The organism is uncultured Bacteroides sp. (assembly GCF_910578895.1).
Taxonomy (GTDB): domain Bacteria; phylum Bacteroidota; class Bacteroidia; order Bacteroidales; family Bacteroidaceae; genus Bacteroides.
Map to the genome: position 1 here is coordinate 54,407 of NZ_CAJTSC010000013.1, position 16,856 is coordinate 71,262.

The window sequence follows — 16,856 nt, forward strand, 5'->3', positions numbered from 1 at the left end:
GCATAAAAAGACAGGAATTTTCCTTACTTTTGTAACTTGTTATTCTATTAATAGACAACTTATGCAACCACTAAGTACAGAACTTATTCTTATCCGTGTAACAGGTGAGGACCGTCCGGGACTGACGGCTTCGGTTACTGAAATTCTTGCCAAATACGATGCAACCATCCTTGACATCGGGCAGGCTGACATCCATAATACGCTGTCATTGGGTATTCTATGCAAAACGGAAGAACGACATTCCGGTTTTATAATGAAAGAACTGCTGTTTAAGGCTTCGTCTTTAGGTGTCACTATCCGTTTCTATCCTATTACAGCGAAAGAATATGAAAACTGGGTGGGCATGCAGGGTAAGAACCGTTACATCCTTACATTGCTTGGACGTAAGTTATCTGCCCGTCAGATTTCCGCAGTTACCCGTATTTTGGCAGAACAGGGTATGAATATTGATGCCATCAAGCGTCTTACGGGGCGTATTCCGCTGGATGAGTGCAATGTCAAGACGCGTGCTTGCATTGAGTTTTCCGTGCGTGGTACTCCCAAAGACCGTATAGCCATGCAAGAGCAATTGATGAAGTTGGCAAGCGAATTGGAAATGGATTTTTCTTTTCAATTGGACAACATGTATCGTCGTATGCGTCGCCTTATTTGTTTTGATATGGATTCTACACTGATAGAGACTGAAGTTATAGACGAATTGGCTATGCGTGCAGGCGTTGGTGACCAAGTGAAGGCGATTACCGAACGTGCCATGCGGGGCGAAATAGATTTTACGGAAAGTTTCCGCGAACGGGTGGCATTGCTGAAAGGTCTGGACGAGTCTGTCATGCAGGAGATTGCAGAGAATTTGCCTATTACGGAAGGTGTTGACCGCTTGATGTATGTCTTGAAGAAATACGGCTATAAGATTGCCATTCTTTCGGGTGGTTTCACTTATTTCGGACATTACCTCCAACAGAAATACGGTATTGACTATGTATATGCCAACGAATTGGAAATAGAGAACGGCAAACTGACCGGACGCTACCTCGGCGATGTGGTCGATGGTAAGCGCAAGGCGGAGCTGTTGCGTCTGATAGCACAGGTAGAAAAAGTAGATATAGCACAGACCATTGCAGTGGGCGATGGCGCCAACGATTTGCCGATGCTGGGCATAGCCGGATTGGGTATTGCCTTTCATGCCAAACCAAAGGTTGTGGCAAATGCCAAGCAGTCCATTAACACCATCGGTTTGGATGGTGTACTTTACTTCTTAGGATTTAAAGATTCTTATATCGACATTCCGCGGTAAAGAAACAAGTGTGTACGATACGATAGGCTCCTGTGATAATTAATAATTATCATGGAAGCCTATTTTTAAGCAAGCATATTTTGTTCTGCTTTCGGTTTACATTATCTTTGTAGGCAAATAAAAGAAATTCATGAAGTTTTCTGAGCTAAATTTAAATGACAATGTGCTTGAAGCACTGGATGCAATGCGTTTTGACGAGTGCACCCCTATACAAGAGAAATCAATACCTGTTATACTCGAAGGCCGGGACTTGATTGCAGTTGCACAAACAGGAACCGGAAAAACGGCCGCCTACTTGTTGCCTATCCTGAACAAACTTTCGGAAGGGGGACATCCCGAAGATTCCATAAACTGTATAGTAATGGCTCCTACGCGAGAATTGGCGCAACAGATAGACCAACAGATGGAAGGGTTCTCTTATTTTATGCCGGTCAGTAGTGTGGCAGTGTACGGTGGTAACGACGGCGTGCTTTTCGAACAGCAGAAAAGAGGGCTGACATTAGGAGCAGATGTGGTAATTGCCACTCCGGGCCGTCTGATAGCACATCTCAGTTTGGGGTATGTAGACCTTTCACGTGTTTCCTATTTCATTTTGGATGAAGCAGATCGTATGTTGGATATGGGATTTTATGATGACATTATGCAAATTGTAAAATTCCTGCCTAAAGAACGTCAGACCATCATGTTTTCGGCTACAATGCCTGCCAAGATACAACAGTTGGCAAAAAGCATTCTAAATGATCCGGCAGAAGTGAAGCTTGCGGTTTCCAAACCTGCCGAGAAGATAGTGCAGGCAGCTTATGTATGCTATGAAAATCAAAAACTGGGTATTATCCGTAATCTCTTTGCCGAGCAGGTTCCCGAACGTGTCATCATTTTTGCCTCTTCCAAACTGAAAGTGAAGGAAGTGACAAAAGCACTGAAGCAGATGAAACTGAATGTCGGAGAAATGCATTCGGATCTTGAGCAGGCACAGCGTGAGGAAGTAATGTATGAGTTTAAGGCGGGACGGATCAATATATTGGTTGCCACCGATATTGTGGCTCGTGGCATTGATATAGACGACATTCGCTTGGTTATCAATTATGATGTGCCGCATGACAGCGAAGATTACGTACATCGTATCGGACGTACGGCACGTGCCAACAATGACGGTGTGGCGCTTACCTTTGTGAGTGAAAAGGAGCAAACCAACTTCAAGAGCATAGAGAACTTCTTGGAGAAAGAAATCTATAAGATAGCCATGCCGGAAGAGTTAGGCGAAGCCCCTGAATACAAGCCGCGTTCCAATGGCGGAGGTAAACGAAACTACAAAGGCGGCGGACACCGCAACAATGGAACTGGAAAGAACGGCAACCGGAATAACAATAAACGAAGAGAAGGCGGAAAGAAGTCCGGTCAAACCAAGAAACAAGAGTAAGTGAAAGGAATGGGTGTGCCAACATGACGATTTGCGTAATTTGTAGGCTAATCGTTATGTTGGTATACTTTCATCTGATTATCAAATCCGATTGCAATATCTACCAGACTATACACGGAACTTTCCGGAACGCATAAAGTTGCCTGATATCGATAGCCTTTATCATTCACACCCATAAAATTCATATCGGCAAGAATCATCTGTTTCAAAGTGTCTTCGGGAAAGATAGCGGAAAATATTTTTTTGGTAATGTCCCTGCCATACAGCATCCGCCTACCCTCATATACACAGATATGTATAACATTGTCATAATAGATATTATCCACACTGATGCCGCCTTCCGAATAGGATGAACGGATAACTTTCATCTTTGAAGGGTTGATATATACATATCCCCGATAGCGTGTGCCTTTATACATTACTATGCTGTCCTTTTTCACCACTTCCGTAGTCGGTATAATCTCCACTTCTTTATTATCAAAGGCAAGCATATCATCGGGGCTTTCCGATTTATGCAGTTTTACAATTTCATCCGCCAACGAGTGAAACCAAAAACTGTATTCGGTCTGCCTGTCAATCTTATAAGCTACGGTATGGCTTCCATACACATACATCGTATCTCGTACAATCTTAAATGATACGGGGATATTTTGAGGGTCGGCATAGTATATGGTATCTCCTTCAATACGTACCAAAGGCAATTCGGTTTCATCATTTATCCAAACACCTTGAAGCAAAGTTTTGGCAGTAGTGTCTTCTTCGACAACATTTTGCCCCTTATCAATGCCACATGCAACTAATAGTATGACGCAACACAACTCTATGACGAGTTTTTTCATGTCTATCTCCTTCCTTTATTTACCTATACAATGGTAGGTAAATCCAAGTTCTTCTATTTCTTTCTTTTCGTAAATATTACGACCGTCCAACAGCACTGGGGTTCTCATCGCCTTTTTGATTACTGCCCATGACGGTAAGCGGAATTCTTTCCATTCCGTTACTAACATCAAAGCATCTGCATCGAGGGCGGCATCGTACATGTCGGTAGCGTAGCAGACTTTGTCACCTATCCTTCGGTGACATTCTGTCATGGCAGCCGGATCGTACACACGTACATTGCAACCTGCATCCATCAACTTGTTTATCAGAATCAAAGAGGGTGCTTCGCGCATATCATCCGTTTCCGGCTTGAATGCCAGCCCCCATAGAGCGATTGTCTTACCGCGCAAATCATCATTGAAATGCCGTTGCAGTTTTTCAAACAAGGCGCTTTTCTGCTTTTCATTAACCTCCTCTACCGCACGAAGTATTCGCATTTGATAGCCGTTTTGTTCGGCAGTCTTGATTAATGCCTTTACGTCTTTCGGAAAGCACGAACCGCCATATCCGATGCCCGGATAGAGGAACTTACGACCGATACGCGTATCGGAACCGATGCCGCTGCGCACCATATTGACATCTGCTCCTACCAACTCGCACAGATTGGCTATGTCGTTCATGAAACTGATACGGGTGGCAAGCATGGAATTGGCGGCATATTTTGTCATTTCGGCAGAAGGTATATCCATGAAGATGACGCGGAAGTTGTTCAACAAAAAAGGCTTATAGAGCTTGCTCATCAATTCTTTCGCCCGTTCGGACTCCACTCCTACCACTACCCGGTCAGGACTCATGAAGTCTGCCACCGCATTTCCCTCTTTCAGAAACTCAGGATTGGAAGCAACATCGAAATCGACATCTATGCCCCGTTTATCCAGCTCTGCCTGGATAGCCGCACGTACTTTTCCTGCAGTACCTACCGGAACAGTGCTTTTAGTCACTACCAGCACGTATTTCTTCATATTCTGTCCGATGGTTCGCGCTACTTCAAGCACATAACTCAGGTCGGCACTGCCATCTTCATCGGGCGGAGTGCCCACGGCGCTGAATATAACGTCTACCTCATTCAGGCAGCTTTCCAAAGAAGTTGTGAATTGCAGGCGTCCCGCTTTTGCATTCCGGTTTACCATTTCTTCCAGTCCGTTTTCATAGATTGGAATAATTCCCTGCTTCAATGCCTCTATCTTTTCGCTGTTGGTATCAACGCAAATAACGTTCACACCTATTTCTGCAAAACAAGTACCGGTTACCAAACCAACATATCCCGTACCGACAATGGCTATTTTCATGTCTTATTCAAAATATTCCGCATCTTTGAACGACACGGCATGTCCGTCTTTCTCTGATACTATGAATTGGGATTTATCAACCGGCCATTCAATGCCTACGGTCTCATCATCGAAACGGATAGATGCCTCTGCCTGCGGAGCATATCCGTTGTCTACCTTATAAGTAAAGATTGCCTCTTCGCTCAACACCAGAAAGCCGTGGGCAAAGCCGCGGGGAATAAAGAACTGGCGTTTGTTCTCTTCGCTCAACTCCACGCTGGCATATTTGCCGAATGTAGGAGAAGATTGACGCAGGTCAACTGCAACGTCCAGCACTTTTCCTTTTATGACGCGCACCAATTTAGCTTGGCTGTATTCGCCTTTCTGATAATGTAATCCGCGCAGTACGCCGAAAGAAGATTTCGACTCGTTGTCTTGTACAAAATGTACATCGCCGATATTGGCACGGAACTCATCTTCTTTAAACGCTTCCATAAAGTAGCCGCGTGCGTCATTGAACACTTTAGGCTCGATGATCCATACGCCTTCAATTTCCGTTTGTATATAGTTCATTACTTTAGAATGTTTTATGTATTTTCATTTCAAATCCAAAATTGTCTCCGTATATTTCTCCCATATCCAAAGCAAAGGAAGCATTGAAATGCCAACCTTTCCACTTTTCGGGAGAGTAAGAGAATGAAGCATACGCCGAGAAATTTTCCAGGATATCCAGTGTAGGAGTACCGGGTGTACCCCATGTCCTGTTGTGGCTCATTTTAGCGATATAGCTCCATTCCGGGCTTATCAGTCCGCTCCAGCCGATGTGCAACGCTTTTACACGATTGTACTTGAAAGCCATGTCGCCGTCTTTGTTATAAATAGGCGAAGCAATCAACGGGTTGGCTATCATCATGCCCCAATGCGACCAGCCCGGATACAGACCGTTGTTGTAATAATTGTCGGAACCGCCTGTCTTATGTACGGGACCTTCCTCCGGTTCGTGCAAGCCGTGCAACGGACCACTCATGTTAGTAGTTTGCAAATATTCGAAAACAACCGCATTAACAGGTTTGAAATCGTTGAAACTCATTTCGAGTCCCCACAACCCGTCCCAGCCATTTTGTTTGCCCATGGCGGAGAAGTCGTCAAAGTGGTTACACAAATATGCACTGACAGAGAATTTGTCGGCACGATGGGTCAGTCTGATTTGTTCGCTACCCAAGAAGTTCCCCTGATAAAATTGACTGTCGTTCAGAGGTTTGTCCTCGTCTCCTGCACCGGGGATAAATACTCTGAAATAGTCCTTCAGCGTATTTCCCAAGTCCATTGTGCTGCCGTTCGCACTAATCATGTTTCCGCCGAACTGTGTGTCAAGCGTCATGCCGATATCAAACTGCCATTTTCCGTTGGGCACTCCAACGCGGATAAATCCTTCTTTGTGGTGATATTTGATATCCTTTGTATAAGAATATCCTACTCCTACCTTACGTTTCTGATATTTATTGTCAGTGAACCATCCGTATGAAATTTCCCCTTTTATGGCAAGGCGCGGAAGTATATAAAGGTATTCGGGGATACCTGCCATTATTTGCGGAATCGGCCTTGCATTGCCCGACCATGTCATGTCGCCGCTGCTTAAAGCATTGTTCAGCAACGGAGCGCCTTTCTCGCGGCTTCCTGCAAACAGTCCCAACCACTTATAACGTACATCTATATATGCCTGTTGGACGAAGATATCCTTATCGCCTTTAAAATTTATTCCGGTGGCAGCTGCCATGTCCAGTTTCTCTTCAAACTTCCACTTGCCAAGTTGATGCTTGTAGCCCACTCCGCCACGTATATATGTATTGTTATAGATAGAACCGAGTCCTTGCCGGTTACTCACTTGCCATAAAGGGGTGTTGTCTCCCGCATGCACTACAGCTCCGTATTCCACAAACGGAGAAACTTGTGCGGTTGCCGTGTTGCCTCCCATAAGGATAAGGGCTAATAAACAAATAGGAGTACGCATAGTGTTGAATAGTCTGTATTTGGTGAAGTACCGACAGTTATCTGTGTTCATTTAAATAAATATAAGTAAATACCAATATGATATAAGCCGTTTTTCAACATTTACTTAGCTTGAAATTAGTCCATGTCATATACTATCTGTTATTAATAAATCTATAGTTTACAGTCCTAACTACTCAAAAGAAACGTTGAAAACGTTGCAAAAGTAGGAAAAAAATCTAATATATCAGTCACGGGCGATAAAGGAGTTTCCAAAGTTTGCCGCGTTTATAAATTGTTAATAAGAAAAACGGCTCAAAAGTGGCGTATGTCCGATAAAACCGCTACTTTTGTGACATGATTGAATTAGCACAGCATATAGAAGTTTTGTTATTGGAGAATGATTGTGTCATTGTTCCGGGGTTGGGTGGGTTTATCGCTCATTATACTCCGGCAGTGAGAGTGGCGGAAGAGAACAGGTTCTTGCCCCCTACCCGCATTGTCGGTTTCAATCCGCGATTGAAAATCAATGACGGGTTGTTGGTGCAATCTTATATGACTGTGTACGGCACGAACTTTTCCGATGCCACTCGGATTGTAGACAAATCGGTAAAAGAGTTGATTGCCTGTCTTCATGAGAACGGAAAGGCGGATATGCCCAATATCGGTGAGTTACGTTACTCCATTCACGATACTTACGGCTTTGTGCCTTATGACAACAAGGTTACGACTCCTTATTTATATGGGCTTGGCAGTTTTGAGATGCAGGAACTCTCTGCTTTGCATAGATCCCAGGAGAGCGAGAGTAAAGTTATTCCTTTTACACCGGATGTTCGGAAAGAAAAAAAACATAAATACGAGATTCGTATCAACTCTTCTTATTTGGTCAATGCCGTTGCCATGATTGCTATTGTGGCATTGTTCTTCTTTCTTTCTGCGCCCATAGAGAATACGGAAGTGGTAGAAGCTAACTATGCCCGGTTGTTGCCCGGCGACCTATTCGAGCAGATAGAAAAGCAATCATTGGCTATCACTCCGATTGTTGTTCGCCAACATAACGATACCAAGAAGACAAAAACCGCTCAAGCCAGCTTGCCGCAGACTGCGGGCAAGAAAGCGGTTGCTCCTGTTGCCGTGAAAGAAGTGAAAGTACGCCAGCAGCCCGTTGCAGTTTCCGTTCAGCCGAAAGTAGAAGTGACGGCAGACGCTGTTTCTATCTCGAAACCTGCAAAAACGATTTATCATATTATTGTGGCAAGCGTAGGTAACGAGAAAGATGCCGATGTCATGGCGCAACAGTTGATTGCCAAAGGACATACCGGCGCTAAAGCAATCATCGGTGGCGGTAAAACGCGTGTCAGCATTCAGTCATACGCTACAGAGAAAGAAGCATATCGCGCTTTGAACCAGCTTCGCCAGGATGAAACATACCGGAATGCCTGGGTGTTGAAGAAATAGTTTTTTTCGTGACGAATTGTTAATTACCAACTATCCATCAACTCAATGAAACGTATCCGTTGTCCTAAATGTGAGAATTACCTGACTTTCGATGAAACAAAATATACGGAAGGTCAATCCTTAGTATTTGTTTGCGAGAACTGCAAGAAACAGTTCAGCATACGTTTGGGCAAGACGAAGATGAAAGCTCCGCAGAAAGAAGAGAATCCGGATGAAACCGAATACAAGGAAGCTTTCGGAAACATTACAGTCATTGAGAACGTTTTCGGCTTCAAGCAAGTATTGCCGCTACAAGAGGGGGACAATAAGATTGGACGCCGTTGTGTAGGAACGGTAATCAATGTTCCGATAGAGACCGCGGATATGAGTATGGATCGCAATCATTGCGTTATCAATGTGAAACGTAACAAGCAGGGTAAACTTATCTATACTTTGCGTGATGCTCCAAGCCTGACAGGCACTTTCCTGAACAATGAAATCTTAGGCGATAAAGACCGTATCCGCATCGATGATGGGGCTATTGTGACTATCGGCGCTACAACATTTATTCTTCGGGCGGCAGAGTAATATTGAAGATAATGTATATCAGGCTGTTTTTCATTATTATTCGGAATTTGATGAATATCGCTTTGTCCGGTAAAGATATGCAAGATATTCGGTCGGTCCTATATAACCGTTACTAATATCAGACGGAGCAAACATAAAAAAAACAGAGCAAGGTCAAAGTCTTGCTCTGTTTTTTTTTCGTTACATCGGTTCTCTATCAGAGAATCTCTTTTACAGTTTGCAACATGCCCTTTTCTTGGATAGAATTCAGGAAGCCGACAACCATGTTTGTCAATCCCGGAATTGCATTCAAATCTCCGTGTTCGCCCCAAATCAGGTCTTTGGCCGCCAATACTCCTTCTGCAACTTTGCGGGTATCACCCGTTGCCCAAAGGTCTTTCAACAGTTGCATGATTTCGGGAGCATCATTCGGGATGATTTCGGCACCATCGGCACGCACACCGCCTTTGTAATAGGTGATGATGGCGGCAAGACCGAGCACCAATCCCTTCGGAAGCTCGCCTTTGCGTTCCAAATAAGTCTTCAGTCCCGGCAGGTCGCGAGTCTGGTATTTCGGGAAAGAATTTAACATGATGCTGGTCACCTGATGCTCTACGTAAGGATTGTCGAAACGTTCCAATACATCGGCAGCAAATTTCTTCAGTTCGTCCATAGGCAGGTTCAATGTCTGCATCAGTTCGTCAAACTGTACTTTGCGGACATATTTGCCGATAATCGGATGGTTGCAGGCATCGCGCACGATGTTGACACCGCTCAAGTAAGCCACCGGAGAAAGTACGGTGTGAGGACCATTCAGCAAGGTGACTTTTCTTTCGTGATAAGGGGCTTCGGACTTCACGAAAAGCACATTCAACCCTGCCTTGTTTGCCGGGAATTCCTCTGCCAACTGGCGGAGAGAGAGGTTTTCGGCAGCTTCGATTACCCAAAGGTGGAAGATTTCGGCCTGTACTACCAAGTTGTCGGCATAACAGATTTTCTTCTGAATCTGTGCAATTTCCTTGCGCGGAAAGCCCGGAACGATGCGGTCTACCAATGTAGCACATACGTAGCAATATTTTGTAAACCAAGTCTTGAACTTCTCATAATCTGTGCCGAAGTCTTCTTTCCAAAGTTCGATGTACTGATAGATACATTCTTTCAAATGGTGTCCGTTCAGGAAAATAAGCTCACAAGGCATGATGATAAGGCCTTTTGTCTTGTCACCTTTAAAAGTCTTGAAACGACGGTACAACAACTGGGTTAGTTTGCCCGGATAAGAGGCGGCAGGAGCATCGCTGAACTTGCAGTTCGGATCGAATGCAATGCCAGCTTCCGTTGTGTTGGAGATAACGAAACGTATTTCGGGCTGGTCGGCAAGCGCCATGAATGCAGAGTTCTGGGAATATGGGTTCAATGCACGGCTGATGCAATCAATACGTGTCAGGGTGTTGACGGCTTCACCGTTCAAGCGACCTTGCAGGTTGACGTGGTAGAGGCAGTCTTGCCCGTTCAGCCACTCTGCCATACCCCTTTCTATGGGTTGAACCACTACAACGCTACTGTTGAAGTCGGTTTTCTGATTCATGTTGTAGACAATCCAGTCTACGAATGCGCGAAGGAAATTACCTTCACCAAACTGGATAATTCGTTCGGGGGCAACGGATTTGGGAGCCGTCTGTTTGTTTAATGCTTTCATCTTGAAAATGATTTTAATTATGGTTTATGATTGATAGTATTCTCAATAGCGTGCAAAAGGTTATTCAAACTCGAAATAGAACTCTATGTTTTCTTTCATCAGTACATCAATGGGCATATACTTTACGGGGATTACCGGCTTTTTGAATACGACATGGTTACATAGCGCTTTGATGCCGCAATATCCCTGCAATCCCGGTCGTTGCCCGATGAGATAGTTCACCTCGCCGCTTTTCAGGTATTCCACATTCTTTTGCAGCAAGTCGTAACCGACCAACGCATCCAGTTTTTGTCCTTTCTTTTGCAGATAGCTTGCCACCTGATATACGCGGGAGTTGAATACAACACCTAAAGAGGCATTGGGGTGTTCGGAAAAGAAGGTGTCCAGTTGCTTCTCGTTGATATCCGTGTCCTCCTTGTGGAGAACCACATCGTGTATGGTCAGATTGTTGTGTTCAGCAGCAAGATATTGCATAAATCCTTTCAGGCGGCGTTGCATCTGGACTTCGGCAGGACTATTCTTCTGATTATTCAGGAATAATACCAGTTCCTGCCCTTCCCGATAGCGACGCATCAGTATCTTGGCGGCAATGTATCCGCTCACTTGAGAGTCCTGCCCTATGTAGCATAACGCATGGGTCTGCTCCATATTGAAGTCTATAAAGGCATAAGGTATTTTTTTTTCTTCCAGATAGGATGTCAGCTTCAAGGTGGTATCCTGGAAATTCGGAGCAATCAATACCGCATCGACGGGTTCAGACCGAAGTTGCGTACATGCCGTTTCATATGAAGCCTTGGTCGCATGACTGTAAAACAGATAGCTTACTCCCACATTAAACGGACGCAGTTCTTGTGCGGCACGGTCTATTCCCTGCGCTACGGAGTGCCAATAGTCATGTTCTATATAATAAGGTATAATACATACTATGTGATAACGCTTTTTTGCCGCCAGACCTATAGCGAACATATTGGGATGATAATCGATTTCATCAAGGACTTTCTGTACTTTTTCCCTGCTTGCACGCGACACATCGCCCCGGTCGTGGAGCACACGGTCCACGGTTCCGGCGGATACACCTGCCATACGTGCAATATCTTTTATCGTATAATTCTTGTTTTCCATATTCTTTTGCACCCGAAAGGCTCTATAAAGGTCTCACGTTGAAAACTTAAATATTATAAATATTCGCTGCAAATATACGAATTATTTTGTTTCTCCAAGTAAAATTTCTACTTTTGTGTTCGATAACGGTTAATAAAAGTAAAAAGCCTTATCCGCCTTATTAGCTTTATAATCAATACTATATAGGTGTAATGACAAGAAAGTAATTTTTTTAGATACTTAAAACACAAGAAGATGAAAAACTTTATGGACGAAAACTTCCTGTTGCAGACAGAAACCGCACAGAAGTTGTACCACGAGCATGCGGCTAAGATGCCGATTATCGATTATCACTGTCATTTAATCCCGCAGATGGTAGCAGACGATTATCAGTTCAAGTCACTGACCGAAATCTGGCTGGGGGGCGATCACTACAAGTGGCGTGCTATGCGTACCAACGGTGTAGACGAACGTTTCTGTACCGGTAAGGACACTACCGATTGGGAAAAGTTCGAGAAGTGGGCGGAAACCGTGCCTTATACTTTCCGCAACCCTTTATATCATTGGACTCACTTGGAATTGAAGACGGCATTCGGCATTGATAAGATTCTGAACCCCAAGACCGCACGTGAGATTTATGACGAATGTAACGAGAAGTTGAAACAACCTGAATATTCTGCCCGTGGCATGATGCGCCGTTATCATGTGGAAGCTGTTTGTACGACAGACGATCCTATTGATTCATTGGAATACCACATCAAGACCCGTGAAAGCGGCTTTGAAATCAAGATGCTCCCTACCTGGCGTCCCGATAAGGCGATGGCGGTAGAAGTTCCTGCCGATTTCCGTGCATACGTAGAGAAGTTGGCAGAGGTAAGCGGTGTGGCTATTTCCACTTTCGATGACATGATTGCGGCTTTGCGCAAGCGTCACGATTTCTTTGCTGCCCAAGGATGTAAATTGTCCGATCACGGCATTGAGGAGTTCTATGCAGAGGATTATACGGATGCCGAGATTAAAGCGATATTCAATAAGGTATATGGCGGTACGGAGTTGACGAAGGAAGAAATCCTGAAATTCAAGTCGGCAATGCTGGTTGTCTTCGGCGAAATGGATTGGGAAAAGGGTTGGACACAGCAATTCCACTATGGTGCCATCCGCAACAATAACAGCAAGATGTTCAAGTTGCTCGGACCCGACACCGGTTTCGACTCTATCGGAGAATTTACTACTGCCAAAGCAATGGCTAAATTCCTTGACCGCTTGAATTCGGCAGGCAAGCTGACGAAGACCATTCTTTACAATCTGAATCCGTGCGCCAATGAGGTAATCGCTACTATGTTGGGTAACTTTCAGGACGGTACTGTTGCCGGTAAGATTCAGTTCGGTTCGGGCTGGTGGTTCCTCGATCAGAAAGACGGTATGGAAAAACAGATGAACGCACTTTCCGTACTGGGTTTGCTGAGCCGTTTTGTAGGTATGCTTACGGATTCACGTTCGTTCCTCTCCTATCCGCGTCATGAATATTTCCGTCGTACATTGTGCAACCTCGTAGGTCGTGATGTGGAAAACGGTGAAATTCCTGCTTCTGAAATGGAACGCGTAAACCAAATGATTGAAGACATCAGCTATTACAACGCAAAGAACTTCTTCCAGTTCTAAACTTTGCATTAAAAATGTACGATTACCGATAACGAAATGTTGTTGGTACTGTATAAAAAATCCCCTTGTTCTATCTTCGTTTCAGAATGAAGATGAACAAGGGGATTTCGTATGACTAAGACGGGCTGTATACGACAATTAATCCTAAGTTACTGTTTATAATCAGAGATACTTTATTATCTCCTTGATGATTTTTAATTGGATAAAGTTGGGATGCGTCACATTTCCGTCATGGCTTTCATACTGCCAAGTGATGTGATAAGGTATATGGGCGGCATACCCTCCTAATTTCAACACCGGTAACACATCCGATTTTATGGAGTTTCCAAGCATCAGGAAATTCTGTGGGGTGCATCCCACGGCATCGAGCAATTTCTTGTAATCGGCTTCTTTCTTATCGCTCATTATTTCAATGTGACAAAAGTAACGCATCAGTCCTGAATCCATAACTTTTCTTCTTTGGTCGAACAAGTCTCCTTTGGTTGCCAATACCAGCCTGTATTTTCCTTGCAGTTGGAGCAACACCTCTTCTACCCCATCCAAAAGCGTTACAGGATTTTGGAGAAGCGCCTGTCCCTGTCTGACGATTTCTTCTACACAGTGCAGGCTCTCTTTACCGTCAGTAATCCGGCATGCTGTTTCAATCATGCTGAGCATCATGCTTTTCAAACCATACCCATACATGTGTAGATTCTTCATTTCTGTCTTGAAGAGTTCTTGCGAAACAACTTCCGGTGATTGGTACGTTTTTAATAAATCGCAGAATATGTGCTCAAACTCCTGAAAATAAAGCTCGTTTTCCCAAAGGGTATCGTCTGCGTCGAATGCTACGATTTCTATTTTGTCTTTCATGCGTTGCCTGTTTTATTGTTATTAAGTATCTTTGCTGCAAAGATAATGCAAATCGAACGCAATCAAGCTTGCTTGTACTGCTAAAGTGAAGTTTGTCTTTCGAAAAAATAAATAAATTAAAAACATAACAATTAATCAGTAAAGGATGACTCAATCACCCCAAATCAATGCCAAAGGCTTCAGCAAAGCCTTTTGGGTAAGCAACACAGTAGAACTTTTTGAACGCATGGCATATTATGCCGTATTTATTGTTCTTACCATTTATTTGTCCAACATTTTAGGTTTCAACGATTTTGAAGCAAGTATGATTTCCGGTCTGTTCTCCGGCGGACTCTACCTGCTTCCCATTTTCACCGGAGCATACGCCGATAAGATAGGTTTTCGTAAATCGATGATTATTGCATTCTCCTTGTTGTCTGCAGGTTATTTGGGCTTGGGAGTACTGCCTACATTGCTTGAAGCTGCCGGTTTGGTGAAATATGGCGAGGTGACATGTTTCATGGGATTGCCTGGCAGTAACGAACGGTGGATGATTGTTCCCGTATTGTTTGTCATTATGCTTGGCGGTTCGTTCATCAAATCTATCATATCCGCATCGGTAGCGAAAGAGACGACCGAAGCAACCCGTGCCCGCGGTTATTCAATTTTTTATATGATGGTAAATTTCGGCGCTTTTACCGGAAAGACAATTATCGACCCTTTGCGCAATGCCATCGGTGAGCAGGCTTATATCTATATCAATTTCTTTTCTGCAGCAATGACTATCCTGGCGTTGCTGTCCGTTATCCTGCTATACAAATCGGCACATACGGCAGGCGAAGGAAAAAGCATGCGCGAAATAGGACAAGGTTTCCTGCGCATCATCACCAACTGGCGCTTATTGATTCTTATCCTTATCGTAACCGGATTCTGGATGGTGTAACAACAACTTTATGCAACAATGCCCAAGTATGTTATCCGTATGGCAGGCGAAACCGCCAAACCGGGTTGGATAGCCAATGTAAATCCTTTTGTAGTGGTTTGTTGCGTAAGTTTCATTACCCGATGGATGGCAAAACGTACGGCAATTACATCCATGAATATCGGCATGTTTCTGATTCCCGTATCCGCATTGCTGATGGCATGCGGAAACCTGTTGGGCGATGATGTCATGTCGGGAATGAGCAATATCACCCTGATGATGATACTCGGCATTGTGGTTCAGGCGTTGGCAGAATGCTTTATCTCTCCGCGCTATCTGGAATATTTCTCTTTACAGGCTCCCAAGGGAGAAGAAGGCATGTATCTCGGTTTCAGCCATCTCCACTCTTTCTTATCTTCCATTTTCGGTTTTGGCATAGCAGGCGTATTGCTGACTAAGTATTGCCCTGACCCGGCTTTGTTTGCAAGTCGGGAGGCTTGGGAAGCCGCCAGTGTCAATGCGCATTACATTTGGTATTACTTTGCAGGAATAGGATTAGTGGCTGCCGTGGCTTTATTGGTTTTTGCCAAAACCACTGAATTCATCGACAAAAAGAAGAAAGCATAATCTTTTATATTGCATATTTTACGTATATTTGCCCCGTAAAAAAGGCAGCGGAAAGCTCCTTTGGCATAAATTGGACAAGTTTGGTTTTGTCTTGTTCATGCCGTCTCTGGGGGAGATGTGTTGAAGACCTGATTGATAGCATTAGCTTCGTTCAAAATGATGGAGTAATGTTGAAGTTTGTCGTGGCACACTCTCTTTTTGATTTAAGAAGATTAGAATGAAAGTAAGATTTATAAGCCTTGCAAGTGGTAGCAGTGGCAATTGTTATTATATAGGTACAGAAAGATACGGAATACTTATAGATGCCGGTATTGCTGTCCGTACTATAAAAAAAGGATTGAAAGAGGCAGGTATCAATATGGAAATGATACGTGCAGTGTTTGTCACCCACGACCATGCCGACCACATTAAAGCGGTAGGCGGACTGGGAGAAAAATTGAATATTCCCATCTATACGACAGCACGTATTCATGAAGGCATAAACAGGAGTTATTGTATGACGGAGAAGTTATATTCTTCCGTCCGCTATCTGGAGAAGCAGCATCCCATGCAGTTGGAAGATTTCCGTATCGAATCTTTTGAAGTTCCTCATGACGGTACAGACAATGTAGGCTATTGTATCGAGATAGACGGAAAGGTATTCTCTTTTCTCACCGACCTTGGAGAAATAACTCCTATTGCGGCGCAATATATCTGTAAAGCCAACTACCTGATATTGGAAGCCAACTATGATGAGGAAATGTTGCGTATGGGTACATATCCTCAATACTTGAAAGAGCGTATAACCAGCCGTACCGGGCACATGAGCAATATTGCCACCGCAGAATTTCTCGCTGAAAACATTACCGGACATTTGCGGTACATCTGGCTTTGCCATTTAAGTAAAGACAATAATCATCCGGAACTCGCCTATAAAACCGTTGAATGGAAATTGAGAGAGAAAGGTGTTCTTGTTGGTAAAGACGTGCAACTATGCGCCTTAAAGAGGACTACTCCTTCCGAATTGTACGAATTTGAGTAAAAAGATGCTGGTTTCATCGAAAAAAGTCCGAGATTTGTTTGTGGAATAAAATAAAAGGACTACCTTTGCACCCGCAAACAAGAAATCAGTAATGCACTCTTAGCTCAGTTGGTAGAGCAACTGACTCTTAATCAGTGGGTCCAGG

13 protein-coding genes and 1 pseudogene are annotated in these 16,856 nt (G+C 44.0%); 7 read left to right on the top strand and 7 right to left on the bottom strand.

The window, feature by feature from the left end:
* The first annotated feature begins 61 nt into the window (after positions 1 to 61).
* Together serB and QZ327_RS05190 are read left to right on the top strand one after the other, a co-directional pair.
* Complete coding sequence (gene serB / locus QZ327_RS05185; RefSeq protein ID WP_294617714.1) at positions 62 to 1,291, top strand: phosphoserine phosphatase SerB; 1,230 nt, start codon at positions 62 to 64, stop codon at positions 1,289 to 1,291.
* A gap of 130 nt (positions 1,292 to 1,421) precedes the next feature.
* A complete protein-coding gene (locus QZ327_RS05190; protein ID WP_294617715.1) occupies positions 1,422 to 2,711 on the top strand; it encodes a DEAD/DEAH box helicase in 1,290 nt (429 codons plus the stop codon).
* 47 nt (positions 2,712 to 2,758) lie between these two features.
* Here QZ327_RS05190 and QZ327_RS05195 read toward each other — a convergent pair whose 3' ends face one another.
* Genes QZ327_RS05195 through QZ327_RS05210 form a run of 4 tightly spaced genes read right to left on the bottom strand, consistent with a single transcriptional unit; the run spans position 2,759 to position 6,869 of the window.
* On the bottom strand, positions 2,759 to 3,550 hold the full coding sequence (locus QZ327_RS05195; protein ID WP_294617716.1) for a DUF4738 domain-containing protein: 792 nt from the start codon (positions 3,548 to 3,550) through the stop codon (positions 2,759 to 2,761).
* Between the two features lie 15 nt (positions 3,551 to 3,565).
* On the bottom strand, positions 3,566 to 4,879 hold the full coding sequence (locus QZ327_RS05200; protein WP_294617717.1) for a UDP-glucose/GDP-mannose dehydrogenase family protein: 1,314 nt from the start codon (positions 4,877 to 4,879) through the stop codon (positions 3,566 to 3,568).
* Between the two features lie 3 nt (positions 4,880 to 4,882).
* Entirely contained in the window at positions 4,883 to 5,431 is a 549-nt protein-coding gene (gene rfbC, locus QZ327_RS05205; protein WP_294617718.1) for a dTDP-4-dehydrorhamnose 3,5-epimerase, read from the bottom strand.
* A gap of 4 nt (positions 5,432 to 5,435) precedes the next feature.
* Positions 5,436 to 6,869, bottom strand: coding sequence for a capsule assembly Wzi family protein (locus tag QZ327_RS05210; RefSeq protein ID WP_294617720.1), 1,434 nt, complete (start codon positions 6,867 to 6,869; stop codon positions 5,436 to 5,438).
* Positions 6,870 to 7,204: 335 nt separating this feature from the next.
* On the opposite strand from QZ327_RS05210, the gene QZ327_RS05215 reads away from it, so the two are divergent.
* Both QZ327_RS05215 and QZ327_RS05220 read left to right on the top strand, forming a co-directional pair.
* Positions 7,205 to 8,305, top strand: a complete 1,101-nt coding sequence (locus QZ327_RS05215; RefSeq protein WP_294617721.1) for an SPOR domain-containing protein — start codon at positions 7,205 to 7,207, stop codon at positions 8,303 to 8,305.
* A 45-nt stretch (positions 8,306 to 8,350) separates the two neighbouring features.
* A complete protein-coding gene (locus QZ327_RS05220) occupies positions 8,351 to 8,872 on the top strand; it encodes an FHA domain-containing protein (protein WP_294617722.1) in 522 nt (173 codons plus the stop codon).
* A 196-nt stretch (positions 8,873 to 9,068) separates the two neighbouring features.
* Here the strand turns inward: QZ327_RS05220 and QZ327_RS05225 are convergent, their stop codons facing one another.
* Positions 9,069 to 10,547: a tagaturonate reductase gene (locus tag QZ327_RS05225; protein WP_294617723.1), complete on the bottom strand. Its 1,479-nt coding sequence runs from the start codon at positions 10,545 to 10,547 to the stop codon at positions 9,069 to 9,071.
* 60 nt (positions 10,548 to 10,607) lie between these two features.
* Entirely contained in the window at positions 10,608 to 11,669 is a 1,062-nt protein-coding gene (locus tag QZ327_RS05230) for a substrate-binding domain-containing protein (RefSeq protein ID WP_294617724.1), read from the bottom strand.
* A gap of 234 nt (positions 11,670 to 11,903) precedes the next feature.
* On the opposite strand from QZ327_RS05230, the gene uxaC reads away from it, so the two are divergent.
* Positions 11,904 to 13,310, top strand: coding sequence for a glucuronate isomerase (gene uxaC / locus QZ327_RS05235; protein WP_294617727.1), 1,407 nt, complete (start codon positions 11,904 to 11,906; stop codon positions 13,308 to 13,310).
* Between the two features lie 162 nt (positions 13,311 to 13,472).
* On the opposite strand, the gene QZ327_RS05240 is transcribed toward uxaC, so the two are convergent.
* Complete coding sequence (locus QZ327_RS05240) at positions 13,473 to 14,162, bottom strand: HAD family hydrolase (protein ID WP_294617728.1); 690 nt, start codon at positions 14,160 to 14,162, stop codon at positions 13,473 to 13,475.
* A 145-nt stretch (positions 14,163 to 14,307) separates the two neighbouring features.
* On the opposite strand from QZ327_RS05240, the pseudogene QZ327_RS05245 reads away from it, so the two are divergent.
* Together QZ327_RS05245 and QZ327_RS05250 are read left to right on the top strand one after the other, a co-directional pair.
* Positions 14,308 to 15,690, top strand: a pseudogene (locus QZ327_RS05245) (peptide MFS transporter).
* A 217-nt stretch (positions 15,691 to 15,907) separates the two neighbouring features.
* Positions 15,908 to 16,711, top strand: coding sequence for an MBL fold metallo-hydrolase (locus tag QZ327_RS05250; RefSeq protein ID WP_294617729.1), 804 nt, complete (start codon positions 15,908 to 15,910; stop codon positions 16,709 to 16,711).
* Positions 16,712 to 16,856 lie beyond the last annotated feature (145 nt).

What these genes read in the sequence shown, in the direction of transcription:
- serB (WP_294617714.1), top strand. Translation starts at nt 62, where the DNA reads ATGCAACCACTAAGTACAGAACTTATTCTTATCCGTGTAACAGGTGAG.
- QZ327_RS05190 (WP_294617715.1), top strand. Translation starts at nt 1,422, where the DNA reads ATGAAGTTTTCTGAGCTAAATTTAAATGACAATGTGCTTGAAGCACTG.
- QZ327_RS05195 (WP_294617716.1), bottom strand. Translation starts at nt 3,550, where the DNA reads ATGAAAAAACTCGTCATAGAGTTGTGTTGCGTCATACTATTAGTTGCA.
- QZ327_RS05200 (WP_294617717.1), bottom strand. Translation starts at nt 4,879, where the DNA reads ATGAAAATAGCCATTGTCGGTACGGGATATGTTGGTTTGGTAACCGGT.
- rfbC (WP_294617718.1), bottom strand. Translation starts at nt 5,431, where the DNA reads ATGAACTATATACAAACGGAAATTGAAGGCGTATGGATCATCGAGCCT.
- QZ327_RS05210 (WP_294617720.1), bottom strand. Translation starts at nt 6,869, where the DNA reads ATGCGTACTCCTATTTGTTTATTAGCCCTTATCCTTATGGGAGGCAAC.
- QZ327_RS05215 (WP_294617721.1), top strand. Translation starts at nt 7,205, where the DNA reads ATGATTGAATTAGCACAGCATATAGAAGTTTTGTTATTGGAGAATGAT.
- QZ327_RS05220 (WP_294617722.1), top strand. Translation starts at nt 8,351, where the DNA reads ATGAAACGTATCCGTTGTCCTAAATGTGAGAATTACCTGACTTTCGAT.
- QZ327_RS05225 (WP_294617723.1), bottom strand. Translation starts at nt 10,547, where the DNA reads ATGAAAGCATTAAACAAACAGACGGCTCCCAAATCCGTTGCCCCCGAA.
- QZ327_RS05230 (WP_294617724.1), bottom strand. Translation starts at nt 11,669, where the DNA reads ATGGAAAACAAGAATTATACGATAAAAGATATTGCACGTATGGCAGGT.
- uxaC (WP_294617727.1), top strand. Translation starts at nt 11,904, where the DNA reads ATGAAAAACTTTATGGACGAAAACTTCCTGTTGCAGACAGAAACCGCA.
- QZ327_RS05240 (WP_294617728.1), bottom strand. Translation starts at nt 14,162, where the DNA reads ATGAAAGACAAAATAGAAATCGTAGCATTCGACGCAGACGATACCCTT.
- QZ327_RS05250 (WP_294617729.1), top strand. Translation starts at nt 15,908, where the DNA reads ATGAAAGTAAGATTTATAAGCCTTGCAAGTGGTAGCAGTGGCAATTGT.